The organism is Ginsengibacter sp. (assembly GCF_057362405.1).
On record NZ_JBMQQG010000044.1, the window covers coordinates 23,530 to 38,005 of the forward strand.

Below are 14,476 nucleotides of genomic sequence, written 5' to 3' on the forward strand. Positions count from 1 at the left end.
CAAATTATTAATTCAAATTGTAGTTTTGAAATTTTGACTGTTAATCTTACTTTTGCACTCCTTTTGTCCCATAGTATAAAGGTAGTACAACAGATTTTGATTCTGTCTGTCGAGGTTCGAATCCTCGTGGGACAACTTATTTAGGTGCTTATTTTTTCACCTTGTTTGACTGCTAAACTTAATAGTTTGGCTTTTTTATTATCTCTCAATTTTTTAGTTGTCAATCAAAGGATATGTTCAGACGTATTGCTAAGGGAATTAATTTTTTGATGGGGAAAGGCTTACAAAAAGAAAAAATTTTTGTTAGTAATTCTTTAGAATACCTGGAACGCCCCAGAAATATCAACCAAAATTATTTTGATTATATAAGACTATCTACGCTTGAGTTAGTTAGCAATGAAATCAACACCAAAAATCTAGAGGGAAACGTAGCAGAACTGGGTGTTTATAGAGGAAAATTTGCCAAATACATTAATCTTTATTTTAAAGACCGGACGCTTTACCTCTTTGATACATTTGAAGGGTTTGATTCAAGAGATGTTGCGGAAGAAAAAAATAAGGGTTTTTCGCCAGGATCGCAGGATTTTTCAAACACCTCAGTTGATTCAGTCTTAGCGATAATGCCTTTTCCAAGTAAATGCTTGCCTGTTAAAGGGTTTTTTCCAGCCTCAGCCAAAGAAATTAACTGTCGGTTTGTATTTGTCAGCATCGATGCAGATTTATATGACCCAATATATGAAGGACTGAAATATTTCTATCCGAAATTGGTGGCAGGTGGTTATATGTTCATTCACGATTTCAATAATGATAATTACAAAGGAGCCCGGAAAGCGGTCGAAAAATTTTGTGCCGAAACTCTTATTTCTTTTACGCCCATTCCTGATTCGGGCGGTTCTGTTGTAATTAATAAATAGGAACGTCCTAAAATAAAAAATGGCAAAGAACTTGTTTATAGTCTAATTTATCACATTAGAAATTAATAATTGAGCTAATTACCCATCAAGTCCATTATGAAAAAATCCATGCGGCCGCCTACCAAACGAATGATCGAAAAACTTAAGGAGTGTAAGGAAAAGGAAATAGCCGGAAACGGCAGTATTCCGTGTTTTCCTGAAGAAATGAAGTCATCGCTTGCTGGTTTATATAAAAGGGGATTGATTGACACGAGAATGGACATTGTTAATAATAAGAAGCAGTTGTGTATCTATGTAACTGAGGCAGGAAATAATTTCTTAAAAAAGATAGAAAGACCGGTTTTGTCATAGGGCTCTTGATTTCCCCATATTAATCAATTTTTCCCCCGTTATCTCCCCATATTCTGTCAGCCCGATAAGGTCAGTAAGAAGTAGCTGGTATAATATGATATATCTATTTTGATGCCGTATTGTATAAGTTTGTGAAGCCTTACCTTATTCTTCGGAGGCCTCGCCGCCTGAAGAATTTATAAAAATGTCTCGAAGAGTAATAACATTTATGAGTACCGAACGAAAAGATACCTTAGTGAATCAAAAATGTATAGTAAAAGAATGCATTCTAATTTCGAAGAGGCGATACTTGAATGTGGAAACAGATTTTACTGGTATTGATATAATCATTAAATTATCTCAAGAGCATCATTCGAAAATATTGCATCACCAATTTTCTTAATTTTGCCGCTTTGGCAGGTAAGCTAAATCAATTTTATTTTTTCAGATTTCTTAAATTTCAATTGACAAAACATGTTTGAATCGTTAAGTGATAAACTCGATAGCGCTTTTAAGAACCTCAAAGGCCAGGGCAGGATAACAGAACTTAATATTGCTTCAACAGTTAAAGATATTCGCCGGGCATTAGTAGATGCTGATGTGAATTATAAAATAGCCAAGGATTTTACAGATAGTATTAAGGAAAAAGCCACGGGCGAAAAAGTGATCAATTCGATAAGCCCGGGACAATTAATGGTAAAAATTGTTAAGGACGAATTAGCCCAATTAATGGGTGGAACGGAAACGGAGCTTGATTTAAACGGAAACCCGGCCATAATATTAATTGCAGGGCTGCAGGGTAGTGGTAAAACAACATTTAGTGGAAAGCTGGCTAACTATCTCAAAACAAAAAAGGGGAAGTCGCCTTTATTGGTGGCTGCCGACATTTACAGGCCTGCGGCAATAGAACAATTAAAAATACTGGGAGAACAAATTAACATTGAGGTTTACAGCGAGCCTGAGAATAAAGATGCTGTAGCAATTGTTCAAAATGCAATTAAAGAAGCGAAATCAAAAAATAGGAATGTTGTGATTATTGATACTGCCGGACGGTTAGCCATAGACGAAGTTATGATGACGGAAGTGGCAAATATTAAAAATGCAGTCTCGCCCAAAGAAATTCTTTTTGTTGTGGATAGTATGACCGGCCAGGACGCGGTAAATACAGCGGCCGCATTTAATCAAAGGCTTGATTATACGGGTGTGGTGCTAACTAAACTAGACGGTGACACAAGAGGTGGCGCTGCTATTTCAATTAAATCTACCGTAAACAAACCCATCAAGTTTGTAAGCAGCGGAGAGAAGATGGACACACTGGACGTATTTTACCCGGAACGTATGGCACAACGGATTTTGGGTATGGGCGATATTGTTAGTCTTGTTGAAAAGGCGCAGGAGCAATTTGATGAAGTACATGCAGCAAAGCTTGAAAAAAAGATAAGAAAAAATCAGTTTGATTTTGAAGACTTTAAAACCCAGCTTCAGCAAATAAAAAAAATGGGTAACCTGAAAGATCTTATGGGAATGATCCCAGGTGTTGGCAAACAAATAAAAGATGTCGATATCAATGACGATTCCTTTAAGGGAATTGAAGCAATGATTAATTCAATGACGTTAGAGGAACGCCGCAATCCGGATATTATAAATCCAAGCCGTAAGCAGCGGATTGCTGCAGGTAGTGGCAAAGATCTTACGGAACTCAACCAGTTTATTAAACAATTTGAACAAATGAAAAATATGATGAAGATGATGAATAAAATGCCAATGGGGAAACTCGCAGGCTTTGGGAAAAAATAAAATTAAAAAGAAATAATATATATTATCCAGGTAACGTCTAAAAAAATACTATTAATTATTTCAAATTTTTTGTATATTGATTTGTAATTTTCGATTGCGACACTTATCTTCGCAATCCTTTAGAAACTAAATTTAATAACAACCCAAAAAAAATTTCTATTTTTTATGGCTGTAAAAATGAGATTGCAACGTCATGGCTCCAAGAAGAGACCATTTTACTTTATAGTAGTTGCTGATGCCCGTAGCCCGCGTGATGGTAAATTCATCCAGAAATTAGGATCATATAATCCACTTACTGTTCCGGCCAGTATTCAAATCGATCGTCAAAAAGCATTGGAATGGTTGCACAAAGGTGCTCAACCTACTGATACTGTTCGTCGCATTTTAAGCTTTAAAGGTGTATTATACCTGAAACATTTGCTTCGTGGTGTTACACTTGGCTTATTTGATGAAGCAACTGCGATGGAGAAATTTACTAAATGGAGTACTGAACATGATTCTGAGTTCGCAAAGCGCCAGGAATCACATAAAAAGAGCAGGCCGACCAGCCGCCAGCCTTATGTAAAAAGAACAGAACGTTCTGCGCCTGCAAAGACTGAGTCAGCGTCGCCAAAAGAATCTTCAACAAAGGGAGAGTAAAAAATATTAATACTACATCAGAGCTGTACCAAATTAAATTGGTACGGCTTTTTTTATGCAAAAAACCCACAATTTTACTATTGACGCCAACTACTGGCAATAAATTGATGTTAGACAAATAGTTAAATTAATATCAATAATCTATTGAAAATTCTTGGTATGAGCCATTTATATATTTTTATAGAAGTTAGTGGCATTAATGTTGTGTAGCACATCTATATTATTAAACTATAAAACATGTAATATGAAAGCGTATAAGATTTCAAAGCTTTATGCATTAGTAATTATTTTTTCGCTGTTTTTTATACAGGCAAAAAGCCAGGAAAAGCAAGAGGATAAAATTACAGCCTCCACGCAGGTATTAAAAGATTTTGGTGCCATGAAGGAAAGTATTCCTGAAAAATTACTGCAGGTTACGGAGGGAATTATAATTGTTCCAAGGCTTATAAATGGCGGTTTCGTTTTAGCAGCGAAAAGAGGAAAGGGAATTGCAATGGTCAAATTGGCCGATGGTTCATGGAGCAATCCCGTATTTGTAACAATTACAGGCGGAAGCGTGGGTTTGCAGGCTGGTGTGCAATCTGTTGATCTAGTATTAATCTTTAAGAAAGCCGAAACTTTGGAAAAGATCGGAAAAGGAAGTTTCACCTTGGGTGGCGATATTTCAGCGACGGCGGGTCCTGTAGGACGCAACTCGACTGCAAGCACTGATTATAAAATGGAAGCTGAAGTATATTCCTATTCAAGAAGCAAAGGTTTATTTGCGGGTATCAGTTTAAGCGGTTCGGCAATAAGCGTTGATAGTAAAGCCAACGAGGCATTTTATGGAAAAGCCCTGGATGCTGAAGAACTTTTTTCTAATTCTACAGAAAACGAGACTAAATCTGTTACTGATCTGAAAAGTGAGCTTAAAAGTCTATATTAGTAAGAATCAATTATCGAACAATTTATCAAGCCGTAATCAATTGTCGATTGCGGCTTTTAAATTTTAGGTGCTTAGTCACTATAAATAGGGGATATTTTTAAAAACTCCTTCCGATATATTTCTTTGCGTTCTGGTATCCTGGTGAAATGCCTTGAAACTAAATGTTCCGCTAATTAATTTGTTTATACGATCTATTGAAGTTATGGCAAGGTTTCCTCCTGAATCACCTGGATCAATTCCCTCATTTGAACTGAAAGCTATGCTGGTAGCATCTGTGTATCCTCCAAAATTAAATGCACTTTTCATTGCAAGAGTATAAATGTGAACTCCGGAATCCTTAACGGCGAATACGATCATTTGCTTGTCATTCGATTCTGCTGCAATAGATATTACACTATCATCTCTTATGGCGGCACCGGTAAGCACGGCAACGAAGGGAGCACCGTTAATTTTTGCTCTGAAATCAGCTGTACCTGTTGTCGGAATAATATTTGGGTCTTCAAATTTTTTTTGACAGGAAAATAAAATGCATAAACTCAGCATCAACATCGCAATGGCAAAAGATCGCATAGCCGATATTTTATATCCAAATATAACAAGATTTACCTTGCTCCGGGCGGGCAGTTTTTCCTTAAAAAGGCCGTGTATAAAGATGACAAATGCTCACGTGTGCCAGGCCCTTCTGAAATGCTGTGTGTCCTGTTGGGATAAGGCATAAACTGGAACGTTTTATTGTATTTGATTAATTCATTCAACATGGCTTCAGCGTTATCATATTGTACATTGTCATCTCCGGTTCCATGAATGAATAATAAATTTCCCTTGAGATATTTTGCATAATAAATCGGAGAACCTTTTATGTAGTTGTCCATATTGTCCTGGGGAAGTCCCATATATCTTTCTTCATAAATATTATCGTAAAACAATAGATTGTCAACTGCAGAGATTGATATACCGGTTTTATAAATTTCAGGATACTGAAACATGAGGTTAAGTGTGGAAGAACCGCCGCCACTCCATCCCCAAACAGCAACGCGGCTTGAATCTAAATAGGGCATCTCCTCCAATAATTTTTTTGCTGCCATTGCCTGGTCGTGGATATTTAGTCTCCCTAACTGTCCGTAAATACTTTTGCGCCATGCTGCTCCACGTAATGAAGGCGTGCCACGATTATCAACCGAAATTCGTATATAACCATCCTTACTCATATTTCCATTATACAAAAAATTTGATTGCGCCCTGTATCTATCACCAACAGTGGAAGAACCGGGTTCGCCATAAACAAAAAATACTACGGGATATTTTTTTGTGGAATCAAAATTATCTGGCTTTACCATCCAGCCATCCAATGTAATATTATCATCAGTGGTTACTTTGAAATATTCAATATTAGAATTTTCATTCACTTTCATAGTCTTCGCAATGCTTTTTTCTGCGTCTAGCGGTCTGTGGTCTGGTAAAGAAATCCATTCACGTACAGGCGGAGTCTTATAGTTGGAAAATGAATGCATAGCGTATTTAGCCCCCGGAGATATATCGTAGTCGTGCGTTCCTGCCAAATTTGCCGGAGACAATAATTCTAATTTTCCTTTGCCATCCATTTTGACGCGGTATAAATAAAGTTGGGTAGCATTATTTGGCGAAGCCATAAAATACACAAAATTATTTTTGTCGTCTATGCATTTAATATTTTCAATATCATAATTGCCCTTTGTTATTAAAGTTTCTTTTTTACCGTTCCTGCTTATCAAAAAAATATGCCTCCATCCATCCTTTTCACTCACCCATAAAAAATCTTTTCCGTTATTCAGCCAATCCCAGCCTGTGGGGTCATTATTATTCCACCGTGATTTAATATCTATCCAGGCTTTGTCGTCTTCGGTGTAAAAATTAGTGGCATTCCCGGTGGTAACATCGCAATAAAACAATTTGCTTTCGTTTTGCTTTCTGTTCAATTGCTGAACTACCAATGCGTTGGAATTGTCAGCCCATTCCATTCTCGGCAGATAGTGTTCTTGTGGATCGCCCGGTATGTTCATCCATTTGGTTTTGGCATCGCTTAGCGTGATCACACCAATACGTACCGGCGACGGAGGCCAGCCCACCTTAGGATATTCTACTGGAATTACATGAGAATATTGGGAGTCGGTGGTATTGAGCATATAATAGTCGCGGATCTTTGTGGCATCTACCTGCCAGAATGCTATCATTTTACTATCCGGGCTCCAGCGAAAACCATCCCGGCAGCCTAATTCTTCTTCATATGCCCAGTCAAAAGTTCCGTTAATAAATTTTCGGGTACCGTCACTCGTTAGTTGTGTTATTTTATGCGAAGAGAGATCTTCCATATATAAATTATGCTCACTTACATATGCAGCATTTTTTCCATCAGGAGAAATTTTTGCAAACATGAGAGATTGAGAGGGCAGGCCCTTGCCAAGTTGCATCATTTGATTGGACGCAACATCCAATATCCAATAGTCGCCGCGGGTGTGATATCGCCATACTTTTGCTGTATTCGTAAAAATCAGTAAATTTTTATAATCAGGAGAAAAACTATAAATCTGAAAAGACAAAGGCACCTCTGCACCGGAAGGTGTTAATTGTTCTTTTTTTACAATAATTGTTTCTGAATTGGTTTTTACATCGGTTCTAACGATATTACCATCCTTCAATTGCAGGTAGGCGGTACCGTCAGGCGTCCAGTTAATTTCTTTAGCACGAAACTGGCTGAATGATGCAACTGAAATAATTAAGAAAATAGCGAGACAAGAAAATTTAATTTTGATAGTTGACATGGATATTTATTTATCGGTAAAAATACATCACACTAATTAGTTGATGGTACCATTTATGTAATTCATTTTAAATTTGTATATGAACGAAAAGGAGAAATTACGTATCGATAAATATTTGTGGGCTATACGCATTTTTAAAACACGCAGTCTCGCTGCTGATGCATGTAATAATGGAAAAGTGAAATATAAAGGCGCTAATGTAAAAGCATCCAAAACAGTCAATGTCGGTGAACAATATGAAGTGAAAACGGAAGCAAAAAAATGGTTAATAGAAGTAAGCGGATTGTTGCACAACAGGGTTCAGTTTGCTGATGCAATAAAATATTATATTGATCTCACACCGGAAGAACAAAAGGAAAAAATTCAAAGCGCATCCTTTGTCTTTAATACAGGGAAGAGAAAAAGTAAAAAAGGTCGACCAACAAAAAAAGAAAAAAGAAATCTTGACGAATTTTTCGAGTAGCTGAAACGCCTGGTCACTTCGGCAGCCTTACACCTTACATTTGCATAATGAAGATTGATATCATATCTGTTATACCGCAATTAATGCAAAGTTTCTTTGAGCATTCCATTATTAAGAGGGCAAAGGAAAAAGGTTTGCTTGAAGTGAATTGCTACAATCTGAGAGATTATACCAATTACAAACACGGACAGGTAGATGATTATCAGTTTGGCGGAGGAGCAGGACTTGTTATGATGATTGAACCACTTGTAAATGCTATTGAAACTTTGCAGAAAAATACCAACTATGACGAGGTTATTTTTCTCACACCCGATGGTGAAAAATTCAATCAGAAGACTGCAAATGCATTATCATTGAAAGAGAATTTATTGCTCATTTGTGGCCATTACAAGGGAATTGACCAAAGAGTACGTGATCATTTTATTACTAAAGAAATTTCAATTGGTGATTATGTGTTAAGCGGCGGAGAATTAGGTGCAGCCGTACTTGTGGATGCTATCGGTAGATTGTTGCCCGGTGTTTTGAATGATGAAACTTCTGCACTAACGGATTCATTCCAGGATAACTTATTGGCTCCTCCAGTTTACACAAGGCCCGAGGAATTCAGGGGATGGAAGGTACCCGACATTTTAATGAGCGGGAATCATACAAAAATTGAAGACTGGCGGCATGAGCAATCTTTAGAGAGAACAAAAGAAAGAAGGCCTGACTTGTCAGATTGATGGCGGCAACAATTATTAATCAATAATTAATTATTCTTTCTTTACACCTATTACCGGCAAATGCTTTTCCCTAATCAACTCGTTGAATTTCGGCACGTCGCCATTCATAATTTCCTTTAATTTATTGAGTTCCACATCGGCCTTGGCGCTTAAAAAGGCAAAGGCTTCTTTGACCTGCTGAGTAGGAGCATAATTTCCTGAAGCGGCATAATCGTATAACCCGGAAATCTGATCGTTTAAACGAATAGGATAGTTTAAAACATCTTCGCCACTCTTCGCTTTGGTTTGATATAGTGCTTCCTCAATAGCTGTCATTCGTTTATTAATAGAGTCAGCCATAATTTTTATTTCGCCCGCTGTGTCTTTTCCCTGCAAAGCCATGAAATCATTTATTTGTTTTCTTACCTCACGAATGTTTTTGATGGCCATTTGAACCTCAGAGAATTTATCTCTCACAGAAATTAAAAAATTCAACTGTTCCTGATATTCCTGCTGGGTCTCTTTATAGTTTGGATTTGCCTTAATGCTGGCTTCAGCGTCAGCACTATCTTTCTTATCATAATTTACAATGCGGATAGAATAACTGCCAGGTATTGCCTTTGGCCCTGGTACATTTCCATTCCATAGTACCATTCCATCGATTTTTTCTGCGGGTGCGTATTGCATGTTCCATACGAACTGGTTCATCCCTTTTGACACTTCAATTTTTCCGGTGTCGCCTGAAGGCTTGGTGCTGAACGAACTGATTATTTTTTTATCCTTATCAAACACAAATATTTTTACCAGGCTGCTATCTTTTACGTCTTTCAAATAATAATTTACCACAACACCATTTGGCGGATTAATACCAGCATTTTTTACATTTAGGTTTTGGGAACCATTCATGCGATAAGCAGTATCAACGGGGTAAATGTATATATCTCTTTGAGTAACGTTTTTATCGATGTTTTGTACTACACCCAAATCATCCAATATGTAAAACGACCTTCCCTGTGTAGCCACAACAAGATCATTGTTTTTTATGGTGAGATCTGTTATAGGAACCGTTGGCAGATTAAGTTGAAAAGGTTTCCAGTTTTCGCCATAATCATAACTGATGTACATGCCATATTCAGTACCGCAATATAAAAGCCCGGGGCGTTTTTTGTCTGCACGCAGGCATCTTGCAAAGTGCGTGGGTGCTATACCGTTAGTTATTTTCTTCCATGTTTTTCCATAATCGCCGGTAACAAAAATATAAGGTGTATAATCATCAAGTTTATATTTTGTGCCAACGAAATAAGCCGTTCCTTTTTTAAATGGATCGGCTTCCACGCAGTTCCACATCATTAATTTTCCTGCTGCCGGAGGTGTTACATTTTCCCAGTGCCTGCCTCCATCTTTGCTTACATTGATGAGGCCATCATCGCTGCCGGTCCATAACAAATCTTTTTCAAGCAGCGATTCCATCGCCGTGAAAATGGTGCAATACGTTTCTGCGCCTGTATTGTCCTGTGTTATCGGGCCTCCGCTTGATTTTTGTTTGGATTTATCGTTTGTGGTTAGGTCGCCACTGAGTGCTTTCCAGGTAGCACCTTCATCTTCTGTAGCGAATAAAACATTTCCCGCAGCATATAATTTCTTTGGGTTATTGGGCGAAAAGAAAATAGGGAAATTCCATTGAAACCGATATTTCGAAACATCTGCCCCGCTGCCCAAATCATACACAGGCCAAACACTTACGGAACGGTTTTCTCCTGTTTTATGATCGAAACGTGAAATAAGATTTCCATAATTACCGCCGTAAACAATATCCGGATTTAAAGGATCTGCCACAACATACCCGCTCTCAAAGCCGGCAGTGGAAGACCAATCGCTTTGATTGATTTCATTGCTTTCTGATCTCGATAAAATACGAACCGTGCTGTTATCCTGTTGTGCTCCAAGCAGTCGATAAGGGAAATGGTTATCAGTTGAAACCCGGTAGAATTGGGCGGTGGGCTGGTTATAATACGTACTCCAGTTATCGCCACCATCAAAACTGATTTGGGCGCCACCGTCATCGGCCAAAATCATTCTGTCAGCATTTTCAGGGTCTATCCAAAGATCGTGATGATCACTGTGTGGTGTATTGATTCCTTTAAATGTTTTACCGCCATCACTGCTTTTATACATGTTCACATTAAGCCCATAAATTATGTCAGCATTTTTAGGATCGCAATATATTTTACTAAAATACCACGCCCGCTGCCGTACATTCGGGTCGGTACTTTCGAGCGTCCATGTTTCGCCGCCATCATCACTTCTAAACAAGCCACCTTTCGATGATTCGACCAATGCAAATACTCTTTCGGGATTGACTGGTGATACCGCAATACCGATATTGCCTAAAATTGTGTTACCCGGAAATCCTTTTTTATCATCAAGGTTTTTCCAGGTGTCTCCGCCATCAGTACTTTTCCATAATGCGCTGCCTTTGCCACCGCTTTCAAGGCTGTAGGGAGTGCGTTTAACCGTCCACGTTGCCGCATACAAAACAGAAGGGTTGCCGGGCTCCATTACAATTTCTGCGACGCCGGTTGTATCATCAGCATATAAAACTCGCTTCCATGTTTTGCCTCCATCCACGGTTTTATAAATTCCTCTGTCTTCTGATGGTCCAAACAAATGACCGAGGGCCGCCACCCATGCAATATCCGGATTAGTTGGATGAATTACTATTCGCATAATGTGTCTTGAATTGTCGAGGCCAATATGTCTCCAGTTTCTCCCACCATCATCGCTGCGCCACATGCCATGTCCTTCACTAACGTTACTGCGTAGGGTCGATTCACCTTCACCCACATAAATAGTTGAAGAGTTGGAAGGCGCGACAGCAACACTGCCTATAGAGCCTCCAAAAAATTTGTCCGAAATGTTTTTCCAGTTACTGCCGCCATCTTGTGTTTTCCACACGCCGCCACCGGTTGCACCGAAATAAAAAGTGTTTTTATCTTTATAGTCACCGGCTACGGTTCCGCTTCTTCCTCCGCGAAAAGGCCCTACCAGCCTGTATTTCGTTTTGGCTAATAAAATACTGTCTTCGTTTGAGGCTGAAACCTGTTTTTGTTTTTTTTGTGCGAAACCAACAGATATTAGCAAAATGGATAGCGATAGAAAGAGAAACTTTTTCATGTATAAGAAATAATTTTTTAGCGGAATTGAAACATTAAAAGTAACAAGTGTTAGTGACTTGCCAGAATTACTTATTAGCAAATGGTTTTGTTACTGTATTTATTTTGAAAAAAAAGCCGGTCAAAAACCGGCTCATGAAACTTGTGGTTTGTTTTAATTAGATGGCTTATAAAGTTTTTCGTCTACAGGTTGATTCACTTCAATTTTATCGAAGGTCATGGGACCTGCTCCCATACCACTGCCTTCCACGTTTATTGTTTGAGGAAACATAACGCCATCAACGTCTTTATAGTCGCTATAATCTGTAACAATTTCCACCGGACCGCTGTTATTGCGTCCGCCGCCTTCACTCATTTGTTTTGTTTGAATAAGTAGCTTCGATTTTGTGTCTATAAGAAAAGTAATGGTTTTACCGGTGCTGCTTGTTAGTTGAATTTTCCAGGCCTCCTGGCCATTAATAGTATCCTTTCCTTCTAATTCGGCCTTGTAACCTTTTGCTGCGTAATTTACCAGCGGGCCCGCAATATCCATTTGATCCTGCTGTGCTTTTAATCTTGCTTCGGGCATTTCATTTACTTTATCAGACATCATCGGAATGTAAGTCCAGCCTTTATCCGGGGTAACAATTGTATATCCGTCATTGCCTCCCATGCTAAAATCTACCCTGCTAAGCTTTCCATCAACTTTAGTGATTTTTACATCAACCTCATTCCCCATCATTTGTCTGGTACCTTCAAAATGAACAGACTGTATAGAAGCCAATTTATCTTTTCCTCCGCGTGCATTAATATATTGATCTATTATGTCATCCACAGATTGTCCGTTGGCAAATTGAACAAAAACCAAACAAAGAATAAATACAACAAAGACAACTATATTTTTCACCTTTTAGAATTTTATTTGCAAGTTACCGGAATTATTAAATGATTAATTTTTTCAATTTCACAATTAATAATAAATTTAAAAAATTCGTGTCACAGTTAAATTACGGTATGATGCTTAAAATTTTATAAATGAGTTTATTTGAAGAAGGAAATATTATTGATGTAGAAAGAAGAAAAATCTTCTATGGTATTGTTGAAATTGACGGGGGAAAAATTCTATCTGTAAAAGAGATAGCAAATCAAAAAGAAGACGCTCCATTTATCTTACCGGGTTTTATTGATGCGCACGTGCATATCGAAAGTTCGATGTTAGTGCCGTCAGAGTTTGCAAAACTTGCAGTAGTTCATGGCACAGTTGCTACCATAAGCGATCCCCATGAAATAGCGAACGTATGCGGCATGCGGGGCGTGGACTACATGATTGAAAATGGTAAAATGGTTCCATTTAAATTTTATTTTGGAGCGCCTAGTTGCGTGCCAGCAACGGATTTTGAAACAGCCGGTGCTTCTTTAAATGCAAACGATGTCGATGCGCTTTTAGAAAGAGATGACATAAATTATTTAAGTGAGATGATGAACTTTCCGGGCGTGTTCCATCACGACGAAGAAGTAGAAGCCAAAATTAATTCAGCCAAAATTTACGAAAAGCCAGTTGATGGTCATGCGCCCGGCCTGAGGGGCGAAGCTGCAAAGAAATATATCGATGCAGGGATCAGCACGGATCATGAGTGTTTTACAAAAGAAGAAGCGCTGGAGAAGTTACAGTATGGAATGAAGATTTTAATTCGTGAAGGCAGCGCCGCAAAAAATTTCGAAGCGCTTATTGATTTGTTGAGCGATTACGAAGATGAGATGATGTTCTGCAGTGACGATAAGCATCCGGACAGTTTGGTGAGTGGCCATATAAATGAACTTTGCGAAAGAGCTGTTGCAAAAGGTATTGATTTGTTTAAAGTCTTAAAAGCTGCATGCATAAATCCGGTAAAGCATTACAAAATGAATGTAGGATTATTAAAGGCTGGGGATGACGCAGACTTCATTATTGTAAATGAGTTAAAAACCTTCAGCGTCATTAAAACCTATATTAAAGGCGAGCTTGTTGCTGAAAATGGCGTAACAAAAATCAATGCACCAAAAGCTGCAGTAATCAATAATTTTCATTGCAGTAAAAAAAGTGTTTCTGATTTTATTTATAATAAAAATGTTACTGAAAAAGTAACAGCTATTGAAGCATTGGATGGACAGTTAATCACCAATAAAATTACCATCAATCCAAAGATTGAAAATGATTGTTATGTAAGCGATGTTGATAACGATATCTTGAAAATGGTAGTGGTCAACCGTTATAAAGATGCTCCCATTGCAAAAGGCTTTGTCAAAAATTTTGGATTGAAAAAAGGAGCTATTGCCTCTTCAGTAGCACACGACAGCCATAATATAATTGCAGTAGGCGCAGATGATGAAAGCCTTTGCAGTGCCGTAAATTCAATTATCGACCAAGAAGGTGGAGTTAGTTGTGTTGTTGCTTCGGATTCTTCTGTGAATCATATTTTGGCTTTACCAGTTGCGGGGCTAATGAGTAATGAAAATGGTTATAAAATAGCAGAGGCGTACACGCAAATTGATAAAGCAGCCAAAAGTCTTGGATCAAATTTATCTGCACCTTTTATGACGCTATCGTTTATGGCTTTGTTGGTAATTCCTCATGTGAAATTAAGCGACCTCGGGTTATTTGATGGCGACGCATTTGGTTTCATAAATTAAAACAGTAATTGAAAGGTAAAATCATACTTTCCTATATTTGCCTACTTAAAATTTATTCATGTCAGTATTAGTAAATAAAAATTCAAA

Annotated in this window: 12 protein-coding genes and 1 tRNA gene; 9 read left to right on the forward strand and 4 right to left on the reverse strand. The window is 38.0% G+C overall.

Annotated features, from left to right (window positions below; all coding sequences use genetic code 11):
- Positions 1–64 precede the first annotated feature (64 nt).
- From ACO1O5_RS03690 to ACO1O5_RS03715, 6 genes are all read left to right on the forward strand, one after another.
- A tRNA-Gln gene (locus tag ACO1O5_RS03690) sits at positions 65–135 on the forward strand.
- A 98-nt stretch (positions 136–233) separates the two neighbouring features.
- Positions 234–914, forward strand: coding sequence for a TylF/MycF/NovP-related O-methyltransferase (locus ACO1O5_RS03695; RefSeq protein WP_486268486.1), 681 nt, complete (start codon positions 234–236; stop codon positions 912–914).
- A gap of 96 nt (positions 915–1,010) precedes the next feature.
- Complete coding sequence (locus ACO1O5_RS03700; protein WP_486268487.1) at positions 1,011–1,265, forward strand: hypothetical protein; 255 nt, start codon at positions 1,011–1,013, stop codon at positions 1,263–1,265.
- Between the two features lie 453 nt (positions 1,266–1,718).
- Complete coding sequence (gene ffh / locus ACO1O5_RS03705; RefSeq protein ID WP_486268488.1) at positions 1,719–3,041, forward strand: signal recognition particle protein; 1,323 nt, start codon at positions 1,719–1,721, stop codon at positions 3,039–3,041.
- 165 nt (positions 3,042–3,206) lie between these two features.
- A complete protein-coding gene (rpsP, locus tag ACO1O5_RS03710; protein ID WP_486268489.1) occupies positions 3,207–3,680 on the forward strand; it encodes a 30S ribosomal protein S16 in 474 nt (157 codons plus the stop codon).
- Between the two features lie 244 nt (positions 3,681–3,924).
- Entirely contained in the window at positions 3,925–4,605 is a 681-nt protein-coding gene (locus ACO1O5_RS03715; protein ID WP_486268490.1) for a lipid-binding SYLF domain-containing protein, read from the forward strand.
- Positions 4,606–4,683: 78 nt separating this feature from the next.
- Here the strand turns inward: ACO1O5_RS03715 and ACO1O5_RS03720 are convergent, their stop codons facing one another.
- Positions 4,684–5,175, reverse strand: a complete 492-nt coding sequence (locus ACO1O5_RS03720) for a Riean_0653 family protein (RefSeq protein ID WP_486268491.1) — start codon at positions 5,173–5,175, stop codon at positions 4,684–4,686.
- 32 nt (positions 5,176–5,207) lie between these two features.
- Entirely contained in the window at positions 5,208–7,403 is a 2,196-nt protein-coding gene (locus ACO1O5_RS03725; RefSeq protein WP_486268492.1) for a S9 family peptidase, read from the reverse strand.
- Between the two features lie 79 nt (positions 7,404–7,482).
- Here ACO1O5_RS03725 and ACO1O5_RS03730 point away from each other — a divergent pair, with 79 nt between their 5' ends.
- A complete protein-coding gene (locus ACO1O5_RS03730) occupies positions 7,483–7,866 on the forward strand; it encodes an RNA-binding S4 domain-containing protein (protein WP_486268493.1) in 384 nt (127 codons plus the stop codon).
- Positions 7,867–7,913: 47 nt separating this feature from the next.
- Entirely contained in the window at positions 7,914–8,588 is a 675-nt protein-coding gene (gene trmD / locus ACO1O5_RS03735; protein ID WP_486268494.1) for a tRNA (guanosine(37)-N1)-methyltransferase TrmD, read from the forward strand.
- Positions 8,589–8,618: 30 nt separating this feature from the next.
- Here trmD and ACO1O5_RS03740 read toward each other — a convergent pair whose 3' ends face one another.
- Positions 8,619–11,741 (reverse strand): WD40/YVTN/BNR-like repeat-containing protein, encoded by a 3,123-nt coding sequence (locus tag ACO1O5_RS03740; protein WP_486268495.1) that lies wholly within the window; start codon positions 11,739–11,741, stop codon positions 8,619–8,621.
- Between the two features lie 153 nt (positions 11,742–11,894).
- The gene (locus tag ACO1O5_RS03745; protein WP_486268496.1) at positions 11,895–12,626 is read right to left on the reverse strand and encodes a hypothetical protein; all 732 of its coding nucleotides are present in this window, start codon (positions 12,624–12,626) and stop codon (positions 11,895–11,897) included.
- Positions 12,627–12,754: 128 nt separating this feature from the next.
- Between ACO1O5_RS03745 and ade the strand changes: the two genes are divergently transcribed.
- Positions 12,755–14,389, forward strand: coding sequence for an adenine deaminase (gene ade, locus ACO1O5_RS03750; protein ID WP_486268497.1), 1,635 nt, complete (start codon positions 12,755–12,757; stop codon positions 14,387–14,389).
- Positions 14,390–14,476: the final 87 nt, after the last annotated feature.

Bases quoted from the DNA above. Each gene is read 5' to 3' on its own strand.
- ACO1O5_RS03695 (WP_486268486.1), top strand. From the start codon at position 234: ATGTTCAGACGTATTGCTAAGGGAATTAATTTTTTGATGGGGAAAGGC.
- ACO1O5_RS03700 (WP_486268487.1), top strand. From the start codon at position 1,011: ATGAAAAAATCCATGCGGCCGCCTACCAAACGAATGATCGAAAAACTT.
- ffh (WP_486268488.1), top strand. From the start codon at position 1,719: ATGTTTGAATCGTTAAGTGATAAACTCGATAGCGCTTTTAAGAACCTC.
- rpsP (WP_486268489.1), top strand. From the start codon at position 3,207: ATGGCTGTAAAAATGAGATTGCAACGTCATGGCTCCAAGAAGAGACCA.
- ACO1O5_RS03715 (WP_486268490.1), top strand. From the start codon at position 3,925: ATGAAAGCGTATAAGATTTCAAAGCTTTATGCATTAGTAATTATTTTT.
- ACO1O5_RS03720 (WP_486268491.1), bottom strand. From the start codon at position 5,175: ATGCGATCTTTTGCCATTGCGATGTTGATGCTGAGTTTATGCATTTTA.
- ACO1O5_RS03725 (WP_486268492.1), bottom strand. From the start codon at position 7,403: ATGTCAACTATCAAAATTAAATTTTCTTGTCTCGCTATTTTCTTAATT.
- ACO1O5_RS03730 (WP_486268493.1), top strand. From the start codon at position 7,483: ATGAACGAAAAGGAGAAATTACGTATCGATAAATATTTGTGGGCTATA.
- trmD (WP_486268494.1), top strand. From the start codon at position 7,914: ATGAAGATTGATATCATATCTGTTATACCGCAATTAATGCAAAGTTTC.
- ACO1O5_RS03740 (WP_486268495.1), bottom strand. From the start codon at position 11,741: ATGAAAAAGTTTCTCTTTCTATCGCTATCCATTTTGCTAATATCTGTT.
- ade (WP_486268497.1), top strand. From the start codon at position 12,755: ATGAGTTTATTTGAAGAAGGAAATATTATTGATGTAGAAAGAAGAAAA.